This is a genomic window from Streptomyces sp. NPDC006296 (genome assembly GCF_040613235.1).
In the GTDB taxonomy this organism is placed as follows: Bacteria; Actinomycetota; Actinomycetes; order Streptomycetales; family Streptomycetaceae; genus Streptomyces.
This window is the reverse complement of the sequence record NZ_JBEXRT010000001.1, coordinates 62,286-83,245: the sequence shown is the minus strand read 5'-3', so window position 1 is coordinate 83,245 and position 20,960 is coordinate 62,286. Positions and strand designations below refer to the sequence as shown.

Genomic DNA, 20,960 nt, shown 5'->3' with positions numbered 1-20,960 from the left:
GCCCGCGGCGACTGTCCTCCTGGAGCGTGGCGTCCCGCACGACGGGCAGCACCGAGCGGTGCGGTCCCGACCGGATCTCCCCCGCTCCTGCTCCTCCCCGACATCGGCGCGGGACCGGGCTCCCCTACATTCGACCCCTATGCGTTCACGAGAGTTCGAGCTCGACTTCCGCGACAGGGCCACGAAGACCCGCACCCGGGGCGTCGTCCTGCTGTCCCTGGCCGCCGTCCTCTGGGTCTGGTGCGCCGTGCTGCTGACGACGCCGTACCAGGCCGAGAGCGGGCCGGACGACAGGTATCCCGACGACTGCGAATCCCGGCTGTTCACGGACCGCGGCACCGCCAACGAGGGTGAGCGGCGCGGGGATCACTGTGCGCAGGAACGGGACTGGCCGGAGGTCCTGGCCGTGCTCGGGATGTCCGTGCCGCTCTCGGTGGCCGGCGGGACGCTCTTCGCCATCGGCACCGTGTCGCGCCGGATCAGTTCGTACGGTCAAGCGATGCGCGAGCTGGACAGGCTGACGGACGGGCCGTAGCCCGGAGGCTACGGTGCCGTCAGAGCCAGACGGTGGCCAGCCAGGCGGTGACCGCGGCCCACACCAGCAGGACGGCGTTGAGCCCGATCACCCGCACCTCGCCGCGGGACAGGTGCAGTGCCGTGCCGCCGATCTGCACCAGCACCAGGCCGATCGCGGCGGCGACGGCGAGCCCGACCGCGATGCCGGTGAGCGGAGGCAGGACGAGGCCGAGCGCGCCGAGGACCTCGATGCCCCCGATCGCCCTGGCGAGCGGCATGGGCGTCCGATCGACCCAGCCCATCATGGGCCGGAGCCGGTCCCGGCTCCACAGGACCTTGATGCCTCCCGAGTAGACGTAGAACAGGGCCAGGAGCCCGGCGACGATCCAGTACGCGAGCTGCACGGGGCGACCTCCATCGGTGACGAGCCGTCAGTGCGCTCATCATGAGTGACTGTCGGGAGGCCTGCAAAAGGCACACGGATGTGAGTGACGCACAAGGAGTTGTCGTGGAGCAGTACGCACACACCTGCATGATCCGGGGGGACGGCGGCAAGGCGGTCCGGGCCGCCCTGGACCGGATCTGCGACAAGTGGACGTTGCTGATCGTGGCGACGCTGGAGCAGGGGCGGATGCGTTTCTCGCACCTGCAGCAGCACATCCCCGGCATCTCGCAGCGGATGCTCACGCTGACCCTGCGCAACCTCGAACGGGACGGTCTGGTCTCCCGCACCGCCTACGCGGAGGTCCCGCCCCGCGTCGAGTACGCGCTCACGCCGCAGGGCGAGAGCCTCATCCCGCCGGCTCTGGCACTCGCCCGCTGGGCCGTCGAGCACCACGACGGGATCCGGGCCAGCAGGGAGGCGTACGACGAGCGGCCCCGGTGAACCCCCGCCGGCGGGCGGCCGGGGACCCGCCGGACGCCGTTCCCGGGTGCGTCGGCGCGGCCGGTGACCTTCCCGTGCGGCACGGGTGAAGAGGGTGTGCCGCCGGTGAGACGCAAGGGGTGCGCCGTCACGGCTGTGTCCCAGCCGCACCCGGCCGCCGCGGTGCCCGCACCGGCCCGCGGGAACCGGCGCCCCGGCCGGGTGGGCGGACGGACCGCCGACCGCCTCCCGGGCCCTTCCTTCCGGGCCGGGAGGCGGTACGGGCCGAGGGGTGCGCACGTCGCCCCGGAGGGGTGCCGGGCCGGCCGGCGGGCCCGGCACCCGGGCAGTCGCATGTCACAGGCATGTAGGAGAGCGGGACGGGGCGGAACGGCCGACGGGGCGCAGGGGGTCTTGGTGATCGATAGGACCGCTCGTACCGGGCAGACGGTACGTACCGCCGCAAGGCACCGACCGCGAAGGAAGCGCACCATGCACACCAAGAAGCTCTCGCTCACCGCCCTCGCCCTCGTCGCCGGGCTCTCGCTCACCGCCTGCCAGGGGAGCGAGAACTCCGCCGCCGGCACGAGCGACTCCGAGACCACGGCCTCGTCCTCGTCCTCGTCCGGAGCCGACGACAGCACCGACAGCACCGGCAGCACCGGCGGCGACGCGTCCGAGGGCGGCACCACGGGCTCCGGCGAGGAGTCGCCCACGTCGGACGCCGACCAGGGCAGCGGCGAAGGGAAGATCACCACCGGCGGCTGCAGGACGGCGAACCTCGACTTCAGCACCACGCACGGCATGGGCGAGGGCGACCTCGTCGTCCGGCTGAAGAACACCGGCGACGCCTGCACCCTCAAGGGCTTCCCCGGGGTCGACCTGCGGTCCCAGGACGCCTCCGGCCCGATCAGCGCCGCGCGCACCGAGGCCACCGCCCCGGTCGTCAACCTCGGCACCGGCGAGACCACCCGCTTCACGCTCCACTACCCGCCGAACAACAGCGGCGGCAGCGGCGTCCACGTCAGCGCCATCGAGGTCACCCCGCCCGACGAGACCCACTCCAAGGCCCTGTCGGTCTCCCTGCGCATGCCGGTCACCGAGGGCGCGGACCAGAAGGTCACCGTCGACCCCGTCGGATACGGCAAGCAGTGAGGGCTCTCCCGCCGCCCGCCCTCACACCGAGGCGAGCTCCCAGAGCAGCACCTCGGCGGGTTCCAGGGCCTCCAGCTCCAGCCCCCGCGCCCGCGTGATCCGCGCCGCGTCGCCCGACGCCAACTCCTCGCCCGCGAGCCGCACCCGGCCCCGCACGACGTGGACGTAGACGCCCTCCGCGTCGGGCACGGCGGTCCGCTCCCCCGCGGACTGCCGGCGCACGTGGAGCAGCGCGCCCGCCTCGGGGAGGGCGTAGGAGGTGGAGTCGGCTGTCCCGGCGACATGGGTGTACGAGGGCTCCCCGCCGGGTTCCAGGGGCGCGAGCCACATCTGGACGAACGTCAGCGGGTGTTCCCCGTCGTTGCGCTCGACGTGCCGGACCCCGGCGGCCGCGCTGAGGTGCTGGAGGTCACCGGCCCGGACGACGGTGGCGTGCGAGGCCGAGTCGCGGTGGGTGAGTTCGCCTTCGACCACCCAGGTGACGATCTCGGTGTGGCTGTGCGGATGCTCGTCGAAGCCGGCCCCCGGGGCGAGACGCTCCTCGTTGCAGGCAAGGATCGGCCCGAAGCGCAGATTGTCCGGGTCGTAGAACCGCCCGAAGGAGAAGGCGTGCAGCGTCTCGATGCCCGCGGAGCCACCCGTGGCCGGGTCCCCGCCGCGGAAGCGGTCCCCGGACCGGCGTACGTCCATCACGCCCCCACGGTATCCCCGCCGCCCGCCCGCCCGCCCCACCTCACCGGGCACCTGTCCCGATAAGGCAGTCTTGTGATCGTGCCCCGACCCGATCCTGAGCAGCCCGCCGCGCAAGACGCCCATCTCCACGCCGCGACCCTGAAACGGCTGGAGCAGTCCTCCGGCCGGCTCGCCGCGAACGCCATCGCCCGCATGGACGAGACCCTTCCGTGGTACCGGGCCATGCCACCGGAGAACCGGTCCTGGATCGGCCTGGTCGCCCAGGCCGGTATCGCCGCGTTCACCGAGTGGTTCCGGCACCCGGAGACCCCGCAGGCCATCTCCACCGACGTGTTCGGCACCGCTCCGCGCGAACTGACCAGGGCGATCACCCTGCGGCAGACCGTGGAGATGGTGCGGACCACGATCGAGGTCATGGAGGCCGCGATCGACGAGGTCGCGGCGCCCGGCGACGAGTCGGTGCTGCGCGAGGCACTCCTCGTCTACGCGCGCGAGATCGCCTTCGCCACGGCGCAGGTGTACGCGCAGGCCGCCGAGGCACGCGGCGCGTGGGACGCCCGGCTGGAGTCGCTGGTGGTGAACGCGGTGCTGTCCGGCGAGGCGGACGAGGGCGCCGTGTCCCGGGCGGCGGCCCTCGGCTGGAACTCCCCCGAGCACGTGTGCGTCATCCTCGGCACCGCTCCCGACGGGGACAGCGAGCTCACCGTGGAGGCCATCCGGCGGGCTGCCAGGCACGCCAAGCTCCAGGTCCTGACCGGGGTGCTGGGACACCGGCTGGTCGTGATCGCGGGCGGCAGCGACAACCCGCTGAACGTGGCGAAGTCGCTGATCGGCCCCTATGCGGCAGGGCCGGTCGTGGCCGGTCCCGTGGTGCCGGACCTGCTCGCGGCGACCCGTTCCGCGCAGGCCGCCGCGGCCGGTCTCAAGGCCTGTTCGGCGTGGCAGGACGCTCCGAGGCCCGTCCTGTCGGACGATCTCCTTCCTGAGCGTGCGATGGCCGGAGACCCCGCCGCGCGCGATCAGCTGGTGGAGGAGATCTACAGACCGCTCGAAGAAGCGGGTTCGGCACTTCTGGAGACGCTGAGTGTGTATCTGGAACAGGCGAGCAGTCTCGAAGGCGCGGCGCGCATGCTGTTCGTGCACCCCAATACCGTGCGCTACCGGCTGCGACGTGTGACCGACGTCACCGGCTGGTCACCCTCCGACGTCCGTTCCGCGTTCACGCTGCGGATCGCCCTCATCCTGGGGCGCTTGGCCGACGGAGACAGTCAGTCCTAGACTTTTGTCGAACTTCAACAATTCCCCTGACGGTTCTTCGTCCTTGTCCCCACGGGCGTCCGGGGCCGTCCACAAGAGAGAGTGTGAGGGTGCTCGTACTCGTCGCTCCCGGCCAAGGCGCTCAGACGCCCGGCTTCCTGACTCCCTGGCTCGAACTCCCCGGTGCCGCCGACCGCATCGCGGGATGGTCCGACGCCATCGGGCTCGACCTTGTCCACTACGGCACGAAGGCGGACGCGGACGAGATCCGCGACACGGCGGTGGCCCAGCCGCTGCTGGTCGCCGCGGGTCTGCTCTCGGCCGCCGCCCTGGACGTGCCGCCCGGCATCGTCGCGGGGCACAGCGTCGGTGAGATCACCGCCGCCGCGCTCGCCGGCGTCATCGAGGACGAGGCGGCGCTCCGCTTCGTCCGCACCCGGGGGCTCGGCATGGCCGAGGCCGCCGCGGTCACCGAGACCGGCATGGCAGCGCTCCTCGGCGGGGACCCGGACGTCACGGTCCCGCACCTGGAGAAGCTGGGGCTCACCCCGGCCAACGTCAACGGCGGCGGGCAGATCGTCGCCGCCGGCACCGCGGCCCAGATCGCCGCGCTGACCGAGGACAAGCCCGAGGGCGTACGCCGGGTGGTCCCGCTGAAGGTGGCCGGCGCGTTCCACACGCACCACATGGCCCCGGCCGTGGAGAAGCTGCGCGCCGCCGCGACCGCCCTCACGGTCACCGACCCGAAGATCACGTACGTGTCGAACGCCGACGGGAGGACGGTCGCCACCGGCGACGAGGTCATCACGCGGCTCGTCGGCCAGGTCGCCAACCCGGTCCGCTGGGACCTGTGCATGGAGACCTTCGCCGAGCTCGGTGTCACCACGCTCATCGAGGCCGCGCCCGGCGGGACCCTGGTCGGTCTCGCCAAGCGCGCCCTGCCCGGTGTGCGGACGCTCGCGCTCAAGACCCCCGACGACCTCGACGCGGCCCGCGCGCTCATCTCCGAGCACGCGGGCGCCTAAGGAGCCCGAGAGCATGTCGAAGATCAAGCCCAGCAAGGGCGCCCCGTACGCACGGATCATGGGGGTGGGCGGCTACCGCCCGACCCGTGTCGTGCCCAACGAGGTGATCCTCGAAACGATCGACTCGTCCGACGAGTGGATCCGCTCCCGCTCCGGTATCGCCACCCGGCACTGGGCCTCCGGCGAGGAGACCGTGGCCATGATGTCGGTGGAGGCGTCGGGCAAGGCGATCGCGGACGCGGGGATCACGCCGGAGCAGATCGGCGGGGTCATCGTCTCCACCGTCTCGCACTTCAAGCAGACCCCCGCCGTCGCGACGGAGATCGCGCACCGGATCGGCGCGGGCAAGCCCGCCGCCTTCGACATCTCGGCCGGCTGTGCGGGCTTCGGCTACGGCCTCACCCTCGCCAAGGGCATGATCGTCGAGGGTTCGGCCGAGTACGTCCTCGTGATCGGTGTCGAGCGGCTCAGCGACCTCACCGACCTGGAGGACCGCGCGACGGCCTTCCTCTTCGGTGACGGCGCGGGCGCCGTCGTCGTCGGTCCGTCCCAGGACCCGGCCATCGGCCGCACGGTCTGGGGTTCCGAGGGCGACAAGTCCGAGACCATCAAGCAGACCGTCGCGTGGGACGACTTCCACACCGGCGACGTCTCGAACCTCCCGCTCAACGAGCGGGGCGAGGTGAAGTTCCCGGCCATCACGCAGGAGGGCCAGGCGGTCTTCCGCTGGGCCGTCTTCGAGATGGCGAAGGTCGCCCAGCAGGCGCTGGAGGCGGCCGGGATCTCCCCGGAGGACCTGGATGTCTTCATTCCGCACCAGGCAAACATGCGGATCATCGACTCGATGGTGAAGACGCTGAAGCTGCCGGAGCACGTCACGGTCGCCCGTGACGTGGAGACCACCGGCAACACGTCGGCCGCCTCGATCCCGCTCGCAATGGAGCGGCTCCTGGCGACCGGTCAGGCCAAGAGCGGCGACACGGCGCTCATCATCGGCTTCGGGGCGGGTCTCGTCTACGCCGCGACGGTCGTTACCCTCCCCTAGGCACACCGGACCTTTCGGTCCGCCCGCCCGAACCCTGCAGAAACACATCGAAGGAGCGCCAACATGGCCGCCACTCAGGAAGAGATCGTCACCGGTCTCGCCGAGATCGTCAACGAGATCGCCGGTATCCCGGTCGAGGACGTCCAGCTGGACAAGTCCTTCACCGACGACCTGGACGTCGACTCGCTGTCCATGGTCGAGGTCGTCGTCGCCGCCGAAGAGCGCTTCGACGTCAAGATCCCCGACGAGGACGTCAAGAACCTCAAGACGGTCGGCGACGCCGCCGAGTACATCCTGAAGCACCAGGGCTGACCCCAGCCCGTCCCGTGTGTCGCCACCCGGCGGTGGCGCCGCTGATTCACGACCCTCTACACGTGGAGAAGATTTTCCAGTGAGCCCGACCAATCGCACCGTGGTCGTCACCGGTATCGGCGCAACCACTCCGCTGGGTGGCGACTCCGCATCGACCTGGGAAGGTCTGATGGCCGGCCGTTCCGGCGTCAGGCCCCTCGAAGGCGAGCGTTTCGCCGAGCTGCCCGTCCGGATCGCCGCCCTCGCGGCCGTCGATCCCGGCGAGGTCCTGCCCAGGCCGCTCGCCCGCAAGCTGGACCGCTCGGCGCAGTTCGCGCTGATCGCGGCCCGCGAGGCGTGGGCGGACGCAGGCTTCACCGGCAAGGCCGGTGAGGACGAGAAGATCCGGCCCGAGCGCCTGGGATCGGTCATCGCCTCCGGCATCGGCGGCGTGATCACCCTGCTCGACCAGTACGACGTGCTGAAGGAGAAGGGCGTACGCCGCGTCTCCCCGCACACCGTTCCCATGCTCATGCCCAACGGCCCGGCGGCCAACGTCGGCCTGGAGGTCAACGCCCAGGCCGGCGTCCACACCCCGGTCTCCGCCTGCGCGTCGGGTGCCGAGGCGATCGGCTACGCCGTCGAGATGATCCGCACCGGCCGCGCCGACGTGGTCGTCGCCGGCGGCACCGAGGCGGCCATCCACCCGCTGCCGATCGCCGCGTTCGCCAACATGATGGCGATGTCGAAGAGCAACGACGAGCCCGAGAAGGCCTCGCGCCCCTACGACACGGCCCGTGACGGCTTCGTCCTCGGCGAGGGCGCCGGTGTCGTGATCCTGGAGTCCGCGGAGCACGCCGCCGCACGGGGCGCCCGGGTCTACTGCGAGGTGCTGGGACAGGGTCTGTCCGCGGACGCCCACCACATCGCGCAGCCCGAGCCCACCGGGCGCGGCATCGCCGCGGCGATGCAGAACCTGCTGGACTCGACGGACCTGAAGCCGTCGGAGGTCGTGCACCTGAACGCGCACGCCACGTCCACCCCGCAGGGTGACATCGCCGAGATCAAGGCGCTGCGCGCGGTGCTGGGCGACGACCTGGACCACGTCGCGATCTCCGCCACGAAGTCCATGACCGGTCACCTGCTCGGTGGCGCGGGCGGTATCGAGACCGTGGCGACGGTGCTGGCACTGCACCACCGCCTGGCACCGCCCACCATCAACATCGACGACCTCGACGAGGCGGTCGAGGCGGACGTCGTGCGCGGTGAGCCGCGTGCGCTGCCGGAGGGGTCGATCGCCGCGATCAACAACTCGTTCGGCTTCGGCGGCCACAACGTGGTGCTGGCGTTCCGTTCGGTCTGATCCGAGCCCGCCGAGAGGCCCGCTTCCCCGACGGGAGGCGGGCCTCTCGCGTCGCCGGGCGCGGTCCGTTCCGGCACCGCGCGGCCGCGGCGGGGCACAGCGCAGCCCGTGGCGGGGCACCGGCAGGGAAACGTTTCAGCGCGGTGTGGCCGGGCGGAGTACGGCGGTCCGGGCAGCAGGGCGGGCGGGGCGGCCCGCCCGCGTCACACCACCTGGTGCAGCCACCTGACGGGCGCGCCCTCTCCCGCGTGCCGGAAGGACTCCAGCTCGTCGTCCCAGGGCTTGCCCAGGAGCTTGGCGACCTCCGCCTCCAGGTCCGTCTCGCCGCTCAGGGAGCGCTCCAGCGCCGCCCGCAGCCGGTCCTCCGGGACCAGGATGTCGCCGTGCATGCCGGTGACGGCGTGGAAGATGCCGAGACCCGGCGTGGAGCTGTAGCGCTCGCCCTCCGCCGTGGGGCACGGCTCCGCCGTCACCTCGAAGCGCAGCAGGTCCCAGCCGCGGAGGGCCGAGGCCAGCTCCGAGGCCGTACCCGCGCGGCCCTTCCAGGAGAATTCGGACCGCCAGGTGCCCGGGGCGGCCGGCTGTCTGATCCAGTCGAGCTGGACGCGCAGGCCGAGCACGCCCGCCACCGCCCATTCGATGTGCGGGCAGAGCGCGCGCGGTGCGGAGTGAACGTACAGAACTCCACGTGTCGTCACCTGGACCTCCAGTGTGGGACGAAGTTCGCCTTCCCTAGCGGCCTCGCGCCCGTACCGCCTCTTCCCGGCCGGATCCCGAGGTTGTCATCAGTAAACAGCATCGGGAGTTAATCTCCTGAAAAGGGACAGTATGTGACGTGAGATAACTTACCGGACTCACTGGTTCCCGTACGGGCCGGTGGGCGCCACTGGTTCGACGGGGGAAAAGCTACCGTGCGCCGGGGCCGGCTGTGTGACGTACCGTCGGTCCCGGGCCCATGATTCTCCGCGTATTCACCCGCGCGAGGACGAGCGCCCGCCACCTGGGGCTGCGGGGATGTGCCAGGGGCACGATCACCCGAGTGGCCCAGGGAGGACGGCATGGCCGAGCGTGCGTCACGTCGTCGCGGCAGGGGCGCCGGGGCCGGTCTCGCGGCGTTCGCGCTCGCCTGCGCGGCGGTGCTCACCGGCTGTGGCGGCGACGGGGGCGCGGCGCCGCGCGGCACGGCCGGCGTCCGGAGCCCCTCCCCCTCACCGACGCCGCTGTGGGACGTGAGTCCCTCATCCGTCGCGGCCGTCGGAGACTCCGTCACGCGCGGCTTCGACGCCTGCGCGGTGCTGGCGGACTGCCCCGAGGCGTCCTGGGCGACCGGGACGGACGCCGGGGTGCGCAGCCTCGCCGTGCGCCTGCTGGGGGTGTCGGGGGCGGCCTCGCACAGCTGGAACCACGCCGCCTCGGGCGCCCGGATGGCGCAGCTCCCCGAGCAGATGGCGCTGGCCGCGAAGGACCGGCCGGAGCTGGTCACGGTGATGATCGGCGCGAACGACGCCTGCCGGGACTCGGTGGAGCTCATGACCCCGGTGGCCGGCTTCCGCGACTCCTTCGAGGCGTCGATGCGGCAGTTGCGCGCCGCGGCCCCGAGGGCGCAGGTGTACGTGGCGAGCGTGCCGGACCTCATGCGGCTCTGGTCGACCGGGCGCACGAACCCGCTGGGCCGGCAGATCTGGAAGCTGGGGATCTGCCGGTCGATGCTGGGGGACGCCGACGACCTGGGGGCGGCGGCGGTCGCCCGGCGCGACGCGGTGCGGGAGCGGGTCGTCGCGTACAACGAGGTGCTGCGGGAGGTGTGCGCACGGGACGAGCGCTGCCGTCACGACGGCGGGGCGGTGTTCGACCACCGCTTCACCGGGGCGCAGCTGAGCCGGTGGGACTGGTTCCATCCGGGCCCGGACGGCCAGGCCAGGCTGGCGGAGATCGCCTATCGCGCGGTCACGGCGGCCGCGCCCCCGGCGTAGGGTTCTTGATCATGACGACGGGTGCGGCGGTACACAGCGACGACTTCTCCACGCTCGGCGACGGCACACCGGTCCGGCGCTGGACCCTGGAGGGGGCGCGCGGCTTCCACACACGCGTGTGTGGGACGCCGAGGAGGGCCGGACGGCCGTGCGGGCTCACCCTGGTCGCCGAGGTGGCGAGGAGGGGGCTTCCCGGAGCGGCTGGCGGTGTCGGTGACGTACACCCTGGACGAGGGAGCCGCCCTGCGGATCGCCTACCGCGCGACGACGGACGCGCCGACCGTGGTGACCTGACGAACCACACGTACGGGAATCTGGCCGGGGCGGACAGCGGGAGCGCGCTCGGGCGGGAACTGCGGCTCGCGGCCGGGCGGATCACCCCTGTGGACGGGGAGTCGACCCCCACCGGCGGGTACGCGCCGGTGGGGGGCACCCGGTACGACGTCCGGGAGCCGGGGCCGCTGGGCCCCGGGTACGACACCGCCCACGTGCTGGAGGGGCCCGGCGGGGAGTTCGCCTCCACCACGGTGTACGGCTTCGCGGTGCGCTGAACCACCCGCCGGGCGGCGCTCAGTCCTTGTGCAGGGTGTACGGCGAGGGCGGCGCGGCCGCGGGCGCCGCCGGCGCGGGGTGGGCCGGGGCGGGCGGGGCCGTGAGGTCGCGGACCAGCAGGGTGGCCCCGGCGACGGCGCCCGGCATCAGGAACACCGCGACGAAGGGCACGACGAAGGCCAGGGCGAGCGGGACCCCGAAGCCCAGGACCATCATCCGGCGGCCGCGCAGCAGCACGAGCCGGTCCTTCAGGACCATGCCGCGGCGCTGGAGGGCGACGGCGGTGAGCTCCTCGGAGAGGAAGTAGCCGGAGACGCAGAAGCCGAGGGCGGGGATCACGGTCTGGCCGACGACGGGGATGAAGCCGAGGGCGAAGAGCAGCACCCCGTACACGGCGACGCGCAGCAGGATGCGGACGGAGTCGCGGGCGGAGATCCAGAGTTCGCGCCACAGCGGCAGGTCCGACTCGGGCACCTCGCCGCCCTCGCTGCGCTCGACCTCCTCGGAGAGGGAGTCGTAGAACGGCTGGCCCACCAGCAGGGTCGCCGCGGTGAAGGTGATCACCGCGAGGAACATCCCGAACACGAAGACCAGGACGACCAGGGTGGTGCGCAGGAGTCCCGCCCAGGGTGAGGACCAGTCGTCGGCGAACGGGGTGGCCCAGGCGACGAAGTCGTCGGCGCCGTAGGCGAGTCCGACGAGCGCGCCCACGTAGACGACCAAGGTGATCAGCGCGGGCAGCAGGCCGAAACCGAACCAGCGGCCGTGCCCGAAGGCCCAGCGCTGGCCCTTGATCAGATATCCGAAACCCGCCCCGAGATCGCTCATGGCGTCAGGGTACCCAGACCGGCCGGAACGACCGGTCCCCCGCGACCCATTGACACGTCCCCCGGCCCGTCATTAACGTCACGCCAGCATTTCGAACGAGTGACGAAATACCGAACACGTGGAGAGGCAACACCCGTGCGCATCACCGGAATCAGCACGCATGTCGTCGGCACGCCGTGGCGCAATCTCACCTACGTCCAGGTCCACACCGACGAGGGCCTGACCGGCGTCGGCGAGACCCGGATGCTGGGCCGCACGGACGCACTGCTCGGTTATCTGCGCGAGGCGTCGGTCAACCACGTCGAGGGGTCCGACCCGTTCGCGATCGAGGACCTGGTCCGGCGCATGAAGTACGGCGACTACGGGCGGGCCGGGGAGATCGTGATGTCCGGGATCGCGGTCGTCGAGATGGCCTGCTGGGACATCATGGGCAAGGCGCTCGGCGTGCCCGTCTGGCAGCTGCTCGGCGGGAAGGTGACCGACCGGGTCAAGGCCTACGCCAACGGCTGGTACACCACCGAGCGCACCCCGGAGGCGTACCACCGGGCGGCGCGGGGGGTCGTCGAGCGGGGGTACCGCGCGCTGAAGATCGACCCCTTCGGCACCGGGCACTTCGAGCTGGGCCAGGAGGAGACGCGCTACGCCGTGTCCCTGATCGAGGCGGTGCGGGACGCCATCGGCCCCGACACCGAGCTGATGCTGGAGATGCACGGCCGGTTCAGCCCGTCGACGGCGGTGCGGATCGCCCGCGAGATGGCGCCCTTCGCGCCGGCCTGGCTGGAGGAGCCGGTGCCGCCGGAGAACCTCAAGGCGCTGAGCAAGGTCGCGGAGAAGGTCGACCTGCCGATCGCGACGGGTGAGCGCATCCACGACCGGATCGAGTTCCGCGAGCTCTTCGAGTCGCAGGCCGCCGACATCATCCAGCCGGACGTCGGCCACATCGGCGGCATCCTGGAGACCCGCAAGCTGGCGGCGACCGCGGAGACCCACTACACGCTGATCGCCCCGCACAACGTGGGCGGTTCGGTGCTGACCGCCGCGAGCCTCCAGGTCGCCGGGTGCACCCCCAACTTCAAGATCCTTGAGCACTTCAACGACTTCGCGGACGCGGACATCAAGAAGGTCGTCAAGGGCGCCCCGGCCGTGGACCCGGCCACCGGCTGCTTCGAGCTCTCCGACGCACCGGGGCTCGGCGTGGAGCTGGACGTGGACGCGGCGGCGGAGTTCCCGCAGCAGCAGGCGCGGTTCGACCTGTGGGCGGACGGCTGGGAGAAGAGGCAGCCCAAGTGAGCGCCGTCTCGCGTACGTTGACTGTGGACCGGCCGGGCAGCCACCGGCTGGCCGAGGGCCCGCCGCCGGAGCCGGGCCCCGGCGAGGTCCGGGTGCGGGTCGCCGCCGCCGGGATCTGCATGAGCGACCGCGAGGTGTACGACGGCCACCGCGACCCGGCCTACGTGCGCTACCCGGTGGTGCCGGGGCACGAGTGGGCGGGCACCGTGGACGCGGTGGGCGCGGGCGTCGACCCCGCGCTGACCGGACGGCGCACGGTCGCCGAGGGCTTCCGGGCCTGCGGACGCTGCGAGCGGTGCCGGTGCGGCGAGACCTCCCTGTGCACGGCGGGCTACGACGAGACGGGCTTCACCCGGCCCGGCGCGTTCGCCGACCACCTGGTGGTCCCGGCACGGCTGCTGCACCCGCTGGCCGACGACGCCGACCTGCGGGCCGCAGCCCTGCTGGAGCCGGCCGCGGTGATCGCCGCGGCGGTGCGCGCCGGGGCTCCCGAGCCGGGTGAGCGGATCGCCGTCCTGGGGGCGGGCACGCTCGGCCTGCTCGCGGTGCAGCTGCTGGCGGCGGTGTCGCCCGCGGAGCTCACCGTGATCGACCCGAGGGAGCGACGGGCCCGCCAGGCCCTGGACTTCGGCGCGGCCGAGGCCCGGGTGCCCGAGGAGTCCGAGGAGGTGCGGGGCCGCTACGACCTGGTCGTGGAGACCGCCGGAGCGCCGTCCACCGCGGCCGACGCGTGCCTGCTGGCGCGCCGCGGCGGGCGGGTGGTGCTGACCGGGATGTTCACCCCGGGGGCCGTGGGCATCGACCCCGTGCACCTGTCCCTGAGCCAGCTCACCGTGCGCAGCGTCTTCGGAGCGCCCTCGTCGGCCTGGTCGTACGCGGTGCGGGCCTTCACGGCCGGGCTGCTCGATCCGGCGCCGCTGGTCACCCACGAGTTCCCGCTGGAGCGGTTCGCCGACGCGGTGGCGCTCGTGGGGTCCGGTGACCCGGGGACCGGGAAGGTGCTCCTGCGGCCGTGACGGGCGCCTGCCGGCGCACCCGCACAGATCCGAACTCCGTCCGAACCAACGAACATGAAGGACCAGTCGTGAACGACGCCCCTGCCCCGTCCCCCGGCGCCCGACGCCCCGGCGGCACGGCCCTCACCGCGCTCGGCCTCGGCCCGGCCCCCCTGTCCCCGGCGGACGCCTCGCCGCACTCCTTCCCGGACGGGGGGAGCTGGCGCACCGAGGTGCCGTCCGTGGAGAGCCCGGAGGCCCTCGGGGTGGTGCTGGAGGAGTCCGCACGGCTCGACGTCCCGGTCCACCGCATCAGCCAGGGCAGCGGCGTCTGGATGCTGACGGACGCGGAGATCACCGAGATGGTGCAGGGCTGCGCCGAACGGGACGTCGAGCTCTGCCTGTTCACCGGTCCGCGCGGCACCTGGGACACCGGTGCGTCGGTCCGTACGGACTCCGGCGGCGCCGGGCTGCGCTCCCGCGGCCACGACGCCCTGGCCGGCTGCGTCGAGGACGCCCTGCGCGCCACCGGGCTCGGCGTGCGGTGCCTGCTGGTGGCCGACGAGGGGGTGCTGTGGACCCTGCACCGGCTGCGCGCGCAGGGTGTCCTGCCCGCGGACACCACCTTCAAGGTGTCGGCGCTGATCGGGCCGGTGAACCCCGCCTCGTTCGCCGTGTTCGAGCAGCTGGGCGCCGACTCGATCAACATCCCGTCCGACCTGACGCTCGCCCATCTCACGGAGATCCGCCGGGTGTCGGGGGCGCCGATGGACCTCTACATCGAGGCCCCGGACGATCTCGGCGGCTATGTACGGATGTACGAGGTCGCCGAACTGATCCGGCGCGGCGCCCCGTTGTACCTGAAGTTCGGGCTCTCCAGGTCGCCGGGGATCTACCCGTACGGCCGGCACCTGCGGGAGACGGCGCTGTCCACCGCGAGGGAGCGGGTGCGGCGCGGACGGCTCGCGCTGGACCTGCTCGCACGGCACGGGGCGGACGGGGGGATGGCCGCTCTCGGCAGCCGACTGCCCGGCCCGCTCCACCGGTTCGGCATCTCGTCATAACGTTCCGGAAACACTCTCCCCAAAAGAAGACACAGCCGCGCACAATCCCACACACCTGATCCTTCCTCAGCGTTCCGGCTCGGCCGGACCGAGCTCTGACCCACATCAAGGATGATGACCATGCGCAACCGCAGAGCCGCACTCGCCGCACTCGCCTCCACCGCCTCGCTGGCCCTCGCGCTGACCGCCTGCGGCCAGAACAGCGAGGGTGGCGGCGAGGAGAAGAAGGGCGGCGCCGAAGGCGCCACGATCGGCGTCGCGATGCCGACCAAGTCCTCCGAGCGCTGGATATCCGACGGCGCCAACGTCGTGAAGGAACTGAAGTCGAAGGGCTACAAGACCAAGCTCGTCTACGGCGAGGACGACCCGGACCAGCAGGTCTCGCAGATCGAGAACATGATCACCCAGGGCGTCGACGCCCTGATCGTCGCCGCGATCGACAACAAGTCCCTCGACAACGTGCTCCAGCAGGCCAAGGACGCCGACATCCCGGTGATCTCCTACGACCGGCTGATCCTCGGCACGGAGAACGTCGACTACTACGCCTCGTTCGACAACGAGAAGGTCGGCGAGCTCCAGGGCACGTACATCGTCGACAAGCTGGGCCTGACGGACGGCGAGAAGGGCCCCTTCAGCATCGAGCTGTTCGCCGGCTCCAACGACGACAACAACACCAAGTACTTCTTCCAGGGCGCGATGAACGTCCTCAAGCCCTACATCGACAAGGGCGAGCTCGTCGTCCGGTCCAAGCAGACCGCCCTCAACCAGGTCACCACCCTGCGCTGGGACGGCGGCACCGCCCAGAAGCGCATGGACGACCTGCTGACGTCCAGCTACCGCAGCGCCCAGGTCGACGCCGTGCTCTCCCCCTACGACGGCATCTCCATCGGCATCCTCTCCGCCCTGAAGTCGGACGGCTACGGCACCGGGGCCAAGCCGATGCCCGTCGTCACCGGCCAGGACGCCGAGCTCGCCTCCGTGAAGTCGATCATCGCGGGTGACCAGACGCAGACCGTCTACAAGGACCTGCGCAAGCTCGCGAAGGTCGCGTCGAACATGGTGGACGCCGCCCTGAACGACAAGAAGCCGGAGGTCAACGACACCAAGTCCTACGACAACGGTGTCAAGGTCGTCCCCGCCTACCTGCTGCAGCCGGTCAGCGTCGACAAGTCCAACTACAAGAAGGCCCTCGTCGACGACGGCTACTACACCGAGAACGACCTCAAGTAACCGGGCTCCCTCAAGGATTGGAAGGCAAGACCATGGCGGGACCCGTCCTGGAAATGCGCTCGATCGTCAAGACCTTCCCCGGTGTCAAAGCGCTTTCGGACGTCTCACTGACCGTCCGGCAGGGCGAGGTCCACGCCATCTGCGGGGAGAACGGCGCCGGCAAGTCGACCCTGATGAAGGTCCTCTCCGGCGTCCATCCGCACGGCAGCTACGAGGGGGACGTCCTCTTCGAGAGCGAGACCTGCCGGTTCAAGGACATCAGGGCCAGCGAGCAGCACGGCATCGTGATCATCCACCAGGAGCTGGCGCTGGTGCCCTACCTCTCCATCGCGGAGAACATCTTCCTCGGCAACGAGCACGCCCGGCGCGGGCTCATCAACTGGAACGACACCCTCCGGCACGCCGGTGAACTGCTGCGCCGGGTAGGCCTCGACGAGCACCCGGAGACCCGCGTCGCCGACATCGGCGTGGGCAAGCAGCAGCTGGTGGAGATCGCCAAGGCGCTGTCGAAGAAAGTGAAGCTGCTCATCCTCGACGAGCCGACGGCGGCGCTCAACGACGAGGACAGCGGCAAACTCCTCGACCTGATCCTGTCGTTGAAGGAACAGGGCATCACCTCGATCATCATCTCGCACAAGCTGAACGAGATCCGCCGGGTCGCCGACTCGGTCACGATCATCCGCGACGGGCGCTCCATCGAGACGCTCGACGTGAAGGCGGCGGAGACGACCGAGGACCGGATCATCAGCGGCATGGTCGGCCGGGACCTGGAGAACCGCTTCCCCGACCGGACCCCGCACCATCCGGAGGAGGGTGCGGCACCCGCCCTGGAGATCCGCAACTGGACCGTGCACCACCCCATCGACCAGCAGCGCAAGGTCGTGGACGACGTGTCGATCGAGGTGCGGCGCGGCGAGATCGTCGGGCTCGCCGGGCTCATGGGCGCCGGCCGCACCGAGCTGGCGATGAGCGTCTTCGGCCGCTCCTACGGCAGGTACGCGGGCGGCACCGTCCTCAAGGACGGCACCGAGATCCGTACGAAGTCGGTCCCGGAGGCGGTCGCGCACGGCATCGCCTACGCCACCGAGGACCGCAAGCACTACGGCCTCAACCTCATCGACACCATCAACCGCAACATCTCGCTGACCGCGCTGGGCAAGGTCGCACGGCGGGGCGTGGTCGACGAGCACGGGGAGCGGCAGGTCGCCGAGAACTTCCGCACCTCCATGAACATCAAGGCGCCGACGGTCTTCGAACCGGTGGGGAAGCTGTCCGGCGGCAACCAGCAGAAGGTCGTCCTCAGCAAGTGGATCTTCGCCGGTCCCGAGGTGCTGATCCTGGACGAGCCCACGCGCGGTATCGACGTGGGCGCCAAGTACGAGATCTACACGGTCATCGACCAACTGGCCGCCCAGGGCAAGGCGGTCGTCTTCATATCCTCCGAACTGCCGGAGCTGCTCGGCATGTGCGACCGCATCTACACGATGGCCGCGGGGCGGCTGACGGGTGAGTTCTCGCGGGCCGAGGCGTCGCAGGAAGCGCTGATGCGCCAGATGACGAAGGACAAAGAGGTAACCCGATGAGCACGGACGTGACCGACCCGAAGCCGGCCCCCGCGCCGCCCGGCAAGGGAGCGGCGGCCCCGGCGGGCGGGCTGCTGCGGCTGATGCTGGAGGGCATGCGCCGCAACATGCGCCAGTACGGCATGCTGATGGCCCTCGGCCTGATCGTGGTGCTGTTCGCCGTGTGGTCGGACGGCGACCTGCTGCTGCCGCGCAACGTCTCCAACCTGGTGCTGCAGAACAGCTACATCCTGATCCTCGCGATCGGCATGATGCTCGTCATCATCGCGGGCCACATCGATCTCTCGGTCGGTTCGCTGACCGCGTTCATCGGTGCCATGGCCGCCGTGCTGATGGTCGAGCACGACCTCCCCTGGCCGCTCGCGGTGGTGCTGTGCCTGGCCATCGGCGCCGTCGCGGGCTCGGTGCAGGGCTTCTTCATCGCCTACCTCGGCATCCCGTCGTTCATCGTGACCCTGGCGGGCATGCTGCTCTTCCGCGGGCTGACGGAGATCTTCCTGAAGGGCCAGACCCTGGGCCCCTTCCCGAAGGAGCTCCAGAAGATAGCCAACGGCTTCCTGCCCGAGGTCGGCCCCGACACGAACTACCACAACCTGACGCTGCTGCTGGGCTTCGCCCTGATCGCCTTCGTGGTCTTCCAGGAGGTGCGGGACCGCAAGCGGCAGCAGGAGTTCGCCCTGGAGGTGCTGCCGGCCAAGCTGTTCCTGCTGAAGCTGGTCGCCCTGGTCGCGGCCGTCCTCGTGGTCACCCTGCTGCTGGCGAGCTACAAGGGCGCCCCGGTCGTGCTGCTCATCCTCGGCGTGCTGGTCGTCGGCTTCGGCTACCTGATGCGGAACGCGATCATCGGCCGCCACATCTACGCCATCGGCGGCAACCTGCCTGCGGCGAAGCTGTCGGGGGTGAAGGACAAGAAGGTCACCTTCCTGGTCTTCCTGAACATGGGCATGCTCGCGGCGCTGGCCGGTCTGGTCTTCGCCGCCCGCTTCAACGCGGCTTCGCCCAAGGCGGGTCTCAACTTCGAACTGGAGGCCATCGCCGCCTCGTTCATCGGCGGCGCGTCGATGAGCGGCGGCGTCGGCACGGTCCTCGGCGCGATCGTCGGCGGGCTGGTCCTGGGTGTACTGAACAACGGGATGAACCTCGTGGGCATCGGTACCGACTACCAGCAGGTCATCAAGGGCTTCGTGCTGCTGGCGGCGGTCGGCTTCGACGTGTGGAACAAGCGCCGGGTCGGCTCGTAGCACCCGGTCCCCCGCCGGCACTCCGGCACTCCGGCACTCCGGCACACGGACGGTGCCCTCTCCCCCGGCCAGGACGGCCGAGACCGGGGAGAGGGCACCGTCCGTCGTGACCGGGCCGGCAGATCCGCCGCCCCGTGCTCAGCCGGCCCGCCGGGTCCCGGGCACCCCGTGGGCCGCAGGTCGCCGGGACGCTCGACGGAGGTATCCGGGTCGGCGCCGTTGCGGGTGCGCACACACCCGAGGGCCGCACCCCGGTGACGGGATGCGGCCCTCGGACGTGTGCGAGGAGCCCGGACTCAGCCGGCCGACAGCTCGACCTTGACGTTGCCCCGGGTGGCGTTCGAGTAGGGGCACACCTGGTGCGCCTTCTCGATGAGCGCCTGGGCGGTGGCCGGGTCGACGTTCGGGATGGAGGCGCTGATCGCGACCTCCAGGCCGAAGCCGCCCGCCTCGGTCTTGCCGATGGAGACCGCGGCGGTCACCGTCGAACCGGTGATGTCGGCCTTCTCCTGACGGGCGACCACGCCGAGCGCGCCCTGGAAGCAGGCGCTGTAGCCGGCCGCGAAGAGCTGCTCGGGGTTGGTCCCCGCGCCGCTGCCGCCCATCTCCTTCGGCGGGTTGACGACGACGTCGAGCTTGCCGTCGTCGGTGGAGACACGGCCGTCACGGCCGTTCTCCGCGGTGGCGACGGCGGTGTAGGCCACGTCTATGTGCTGAATGGTCATAGCGGTGATTCCTCCTGCTGGTGCGCCGCGGCTCGCGCCCGTGGCCGCGACGGCCTGCGCCGAGCCTAACGGGTGCCCGCCGGACGCCGGGTGGCGGGCACCGGACGCCGGCCAGCGGGCCCCGGGCCGGACGGTGGCGGCCGTCGGGCGCGGGGGCCCGGCGTCAGGCGTCAGGCGTCAGGCGTCCAGCGAGACGATCATCTTGCCGGTGTTCTCGCCGCGCAGCAGCCCGACGAAGGCGTCGTACCCGTGCTCGATGCCCTGGACCGTGGTCTCGCGGTACTTGAGCTCGCCGGAGGCCAGCCAGCCGGCCACGTCCTGGACGAACTGCGGCTGGAGCGCGGCGTGGTCGCCGACGAGCATGCCCTGCAGGCGCAGCCGCTTGCCGATGACGAGCGCCAGGTTGCGCGGGCCCGGGGTGGGCTCCGTGGCGTTGTACTGGGCGATCATGCCGCAGATGGTGGCGCGGCCGTGGAGGTTCATCGAGGAGATCGCGGCCTCCAGGTGCTCCCCGCCGACGTTGTCGAAGTAGACGTCGATGCCGTCGGGGGCGGCCTCGGCGAGCTGCTGGCGGACCGGGCCGTTCTTGTAGTTGAAGGCCGCGTCGAAGCCGTACTCCTCGACGAGGAGCTTGACCTTCTCGTCGGAGCCGGCCGAGCCGATGACCCGGGAGGCTCCCCTGAGCTTCGCCATCTGGCCGACCTGGCTGCCGACCGCACCGGCGGCACCGGAGACGAAGACCGCGTCGCCCTCCTTGAAGGAGGCGACGTCGAAGAGGCCGGCGTAGGCGGTGAGCCCGGTCATGCCGAGCACGCCGAGGTAGGCGGACAGCGGGGCCAGCGAGGCGTCGACCTTGACCGCGTGCTTGGCCGGGACGTCGGCGTACTCGCGCCAGCCGAGACCGTGCAGGACGTGGTCGCCCACGGCGAAGCCCTCGGCGTTCGACGCGATGACCTCGCCGACCGCGCCGCCGTCCATGGGGTGGTCGAGCTTGAAGGGCGGGGTGTACGACTTCACGTCGTTCATCCGGCCGCGCATGTAGGGGTCGACCGAGAAGTGGAGGTTGCGGACCAGGACGCGGCCCTCACCGGGAGCGGTCACCGGAGCCTCGCGCAGGGCGAAGTCCGTCGGCTCGGGCCAGCCGTGCGGGCGGGCGACGAGGTGCCATGCGCGGCCGGACGTGGGAAGTGCGGACATGAGCTCGGGTTCTCCTCGGTGTCGTACGGGGAAGCGAAAAGCTTCAGTACATGAAACAACCATGCGCCCAGA

The 20,960-nt window shown here is 71.3% G+C and carries 21 protein-coding genes and 1 pseudogene; 16 read left to right on the top strand and 6 right to left on the bottom strand.

Features of this window, described 5'->3' with window-relative positions; translation table 11 throughout:
• Nucleotides 1-139: 139 nt before the first annotated feature.
• Nucleotides 140-535 (top strand): hypothetical protein, encoded by a 396-nt coding sequence (locus ABZ172_RS00425; RefSeq protein WP_356878541.1) that lies wholly within the window; start codon nucleotides 140-142, stop codon nucleotides 533-535.
• Between the two features lie 19 nt (nucleotides 536-554).
• Here the strand turns inward: ABZ172_RS00425 and ABZ172_RS00420 are convergent, their stop codons facing one another.
• On the bottom strand, nucleotides 555-920 hold the full coding sequence (locus ABZ172_RS00420; RefSeq protein ID WP_356878539.1) for a DoxX family protein: 366 nt from the start codon (nucleotides 918-920) through the stop codon (nucleotides 555-557).
• Between the two features lie 104 nt (nucleotides 921-1,024).
• On the opposite strand from ABZ172_RS00420, the gene ABZ172_RS00415 reads away from it, so the two are divergent.
• Both ABZ172_RS00415 and ABZ172_RS00410 read left to right on the top strand, forming a co-directional pair.
• Nucleotides 1,025-1,402, top strand: coding sequence for a helix-turn-helix domain-containing protein (locus ABZ172_RS00415; RefSeq protein ID WP_356878537.1), 378 nt, complete (start codon nucleotides 1,025-1,027; stop codon nucleotides 1,400-1,402).
• Between the two features lie 471 nt (nucleotides 1,403-1,873).
• Nucleotides 1,874-2,536, top strand: coding sequence for a DUF4232 domain-containing protein (locus ABZ172_RS00410; protein ID WP_356878535.1), 663 nt, complete (start codon nucleotides 1,874-1,876; stop codon nucleotides 2,534-2,536).
• 21 nt (nucleotides 2,537-2,557) lie between these two features.
• Here ABZ172_RS00410 and ABZ172_RS00405 read toward each other — a convergent pair whose 3' ends face one another.
• Nucleotides 2,558-3,229, bottom strand: a complete 672-nt coding sequence (locus ABZ172_RS00405; protein WP_356878533.1) for a pirin family protein — start codon at nucleotides 3,227-3,229, stop codon at nucleotides 2,558-2,560.
• A gap of 78 nt (nucleotides 3,230-3,307) precedes the next feature.
• On the opposite strand from ABZ172_RS00405, the gene ABZ172_RS00400 reads away from it, so the two are divergent.
• The 5 genes from ABZ172_RS00400 (at nucleotide 3,308) to fabF (ending at nucleotide 8,210) form a co-directional block, all read left to right on the top strand.
• On the top strand, nucleotides 3,308-4,507 hold the full coding sequence (locus ABZ172_RS00400) for a helix-turn-helix domain-containing protein (protein ID WP_356878531.1): 1,200 nt from the start codon (nucleotides 3,308-3,310) through the stop codon (nucleotides 4,505-4,507).
• A gap of 89 nt (nucleotides 4,508-4,596) precedes the next feature.
• Entirely contained in the window at nucleotides 4,597-5,511 is a 915-nt protein-coding gene (locus tag ABZ172_RS00395) for an ACP S-malonyltransferase (protein ID WP_356878884.1), read from the top strand.
• A gap of 13 nt (nucleotides 5,512-5,524) precedes the next feature.
• Entirely contained in the window at nucleotides 5,525-6,556 is a 1,032-nt protein-coding gene (locus ABZ172_RS00390) for a ketoacyl-ACP synthase III (protein ID WP_356878529.1), read from the top strand.
• Between the two features lie 63 nt (nucleotides 6,557-6,619).
• Nucleotides 6,620-6,868 carry an acyl carrier protein gene (locus ABZ172_RS00385; protein WP_028439857.1) on the top strand — a complete coding sequence of 83 codons (249 nt, stop codon included), beginning with the start codon at nucleotides 6,620-6,622 and terminating at the stop codon, nucleotides 6,866-6,868.
• A 79-nt stretch (nucleotides 6,869-6,947) separates the two neighbouring features.
• The gene (gene fabF / locus ABZ172_RS00380; protein ID WP_356878527.1) at nucleotides 6,948-8,210 is read left to right on the top strand and encodes a beta-ketoacyl-ACP synthase II; all 1,263 of its coding nucleotides are present in this window, start codon (nucleotides 6,948-6,950) and stop codon (nucleotides 8,208-8,210) included.
• Between the two features lie 203 nt (nucleotides 8,211-8,413).
• On the opposite strand, the gene ABZ172_RS00375 is transcribed toward fabF, so the two are convergent.
• On the bottom strand, nucleotides 8,414-8,908 hold the full coding sequence (locus tag ABZ172_RS00375; RefSeq protein WP_356878525.1) for a DUF3145 domain-containing protein: 495 nt from the start codon (nucleotides 8,906-8,908) through the stop codon (nucleotides 8,414-8,416).
• 360 nt (nucleotides 8,909-9,268) lie between these two features.
• On the opposite strand from ABZ172_RS00375, the gene ABZ172_RS00370 reads away from it, so the two are divergent.
• Together ABZ172_RS00370 and ABZ172_RS00365 are read left to right on the top strand one after the other, a co-directional pair.
• Nucleotides 9,269-10,183 (top strand): SGNH/GDSL hydrolase family protein, encoded by a 915-nt coding sequence (locus tag ABZ172_RS00370; protein ID WP_356878523.1) that lies wholly within the window; start codon nucleotides 9,269-9,271, stop codon nucleotides 10,181-10,183.
• A 175-nt stretch (nucleotides 10,184-10,358) separates the two neighbouring features.
• Nucleotides 10,359-10,734, top strand: a pseudogene (locus ABZ172_RS00365) (galactose-1-epimerase); the annotation flags it as partial.
• A gap of 19 nt (nucleotides 10,735-10,753) precedes the next feature.
• Here ABZ172_RS00365 and ABZ172_RS00360 read toward each other — a convergent pair.
• Nucleotides 10,754-11,563: an EI24 domain-containing protein gene (locus ABZ172_RS00360; protein WP_356878521.1), complete on the bottom strand. Its 810-nt coding sequence runs from the start codon at nucleotides 11,561-11,563 to the stop codon at nucleotides 10,754-10,756.
• A 135-nt stretch (nucleotides 11,564-11,698) separates the two neighbouring features.
• Here ABZ172_RS00360 and ABZ172_RS00355 point away from each other — a divergent pair, with 135 nt between their 5' ends.
• The 6 genes from ABZ172_RS00355 to mmsB all read left to right on the top strand — a co-directional run bounded on the left by ABZ172_RS00355 (nucleotide 11,699) and on the right by mmsB (nucleotide 18,966).
• Nucleotides 11,699-12,853 carry a mandelate racemase/muconate lactonizing enzyme family protein gene (locus ABZ172_RS00355; RefSeq protein WP_356878519.1) on the top strand — a complete coding sequence of 385 codons (1,155 nt, stop codon included), beginning with the start codon at nucleotides 11,699-11,701 and terminating at the stop codon, nucleotides 12,851-12,853.
• Nucleotides 12,850-13,869 (top strand): alcohol dehydrogenase catalytic domain-containing protein, encoded by a 1,020-nt coding sequence (locus tag ABZ172_RS00350; protein ID WP_356878517.1) that lies wholly within the window; start codon nucleotides 12,850-12,852, stop codon nucleotides 13,867-13,869. The genes ABZ172_RS00355 and ABZ172_RS00350 overlap by 4 nt, the downstream gene beginning before the upstream one ends.
• 68 nt (nucleotides 13,870-13,937) lie before the next feature.
• Nucleotides 13,938-14,912 carry a hypothetical protein gene (locus ABZ172_RS00345; RefSeq protein WP_356878515.1) on the top strand — a complete coding sequence of 325 codons (975 nt, stop codon included), beginning with the start codon at nucleotides 13,938-13,940 and terminating at the stop codon, nucleotides 14,910-14,912.
• A 120-nt stretch (nucleotides 14,913-15,032) separates the two neighbouring features.
• Nucleotides 15,033-16,142, top strand: coding sequence for a multiple monosaccharide ABC transporter substrate-binding protein (gene chvE, locus ABZ172_RS00340; protein WP_356878513.1), 1,110 nt, complete (start codon nucleotides 15,033-15,035; stop codon nucleotides 16,140-16,142).
• A gap of 32 nt (nucleotides 16,143-16,174) precedes the next feature.
• Nucleotides 16,175-17,725, top strand: coding sequence for a multiple monosaccharide ABC transporter ATP-binding protein (mmsA, locus tag ABZ172_RS00335; RefSeq protein WP_356878511.1), 1,551 nt, complete (start codon nucleotides 16,175-16,177; stop codon nucleotides 17,723-17,725).
• Nucleotides 17,722-18,966 (top strand): multiple monosaccharide ABC transporter permease, encoded by a 1,245-nt coding sequence (gene mmsB, locus ABZ172_RS00330; RefSeq protein WP_356878509.1) that lies wholly within the window; start codon nucleotides 17,722-17,724, stop codon nucleotides 18,964-18,966. The genes mmsA and mmsB overlap by 4 nt, the downstream gene beginning before the upstream one ends.
• 296 nt (nucleotides 18,967-19,262) lie before the next feature.
• Here mmsB and ABZ172_RS00325 read toward each other — a convergent pair whose 3' ends face one another.
• Both ABZ172_RS00325 and ABZ172_RS00320 read right to left on the bottom strand, forming a co-directional pair.
• Nucleotides 19,263-19,691 (bottom strand): organic hydroperoxide resistance protein, encoded by a 429-nt coding sequence (locus tag ABZ172_RS00325; protein ID WP_356878507.1) that lies wholly within the window; start codon nucleotides 19,689-19,691, stop codon nucleotides 19,263-19,265.
• A 177-nt stretch (nucleotides 19,692-19,868) separates the two neighbouring features.
• Nucleotides 19,869-20,888 carry an NADP-dependent oxidoreductase gene (locus ABZ172_RS00320; protein WP_356878505.1) on the bottom strand — a complete coding sequence of 340 codons (1,020 nt, stop codon included), beginning with the start codon at nucleotides 20,886-20,888 and terminating at the stop codon, nucleotides 19,869-19,871.
• Nucleotides 20,889-20,960: the final 72 nt, after the last annotated feature.

Excerpts from the sequence above, each read along its gene's own strand:
- ABZ172_RS00425 (WP_356878541.1), top strand. The coding sequence starts at position 140 with ATGCGTTCACGAGAGTTCGAGCTCGACTTCCGCGACAGGGCCACGAAG.
- ABZ172_RS00410 (WP_356878535.1), top strand. The coding sequence starts at position 1,874 with ATGCACACCAAGAAGCTCTCGCTCACCGCCCTCGCCCTCGTCGCCGGG.
- ABZ172_RS00390 (WP_356878529.1), top strand. The coding sequence starts at position 5,525 with ATGTCGAAGATCAAGCCCAGCAAGGGCGCCCCGTACGCACGGATCATG.
- ABZ172_RS00385 (WP_028439857.1), top strand. The coding sequence starts at position 6,620 with ATGGCCGCCACTCAGGAAGAGATCGTCACCGGTCTCGCCGAGATCGTC.
- ABZ172_RS00370 (WP_356878523.1), top strand. The coding sequence starts at position 9,269 with ATGGCCGAGCGTGCGTCACGTCGTCGCGGCAGGGGCGCCGGGGCCGGT.
- ABZ172_RS00360 (WP_356878521.1), bottom strand. The coding sequence starts at position 11,563 with ATGAGCGATCTCGGGGCGGGTTTCGGATATCTGATCAAGGGCCAGCGC.
- chvE (WP_356878513.1), top strand. The coding sequence starts at position 15,033 with ATGCGCAACCGCAGAGCCGCACTCGCCGCACTCGCCTCCACCGCCTCG.
- mmsA (WP_356878511.1), top strand. The coding sequence starts at position 16,175 with ATGGCGGGACCCGTCCTGGAAATGCGCTCGATCGTCAAGACCTTCCCC.
- mmsB (WP_356878509.1), top strand. The coding sequence starts at position 17,722 with ATGAGCACGGACGTGACCGACCCGAAGCCGGCCCCCGCGCCGCCCGGC.
- ABZ172_RS00325 (WP_356878507.1), bottom strand. The coding sequence starts at position 19,691 with ATGACCATTCAGCACATAGACGTGGCCTACACCGCCGTCGCCACCGCG.
- ABZ172_RS00320 (WP_356878505.1), bottom strand. The coding sequence starts at position 20,888 with ATGTCCGCACTTCCCACGTCCGGCCGCGCATGGCACCTCGTCGCCCGC.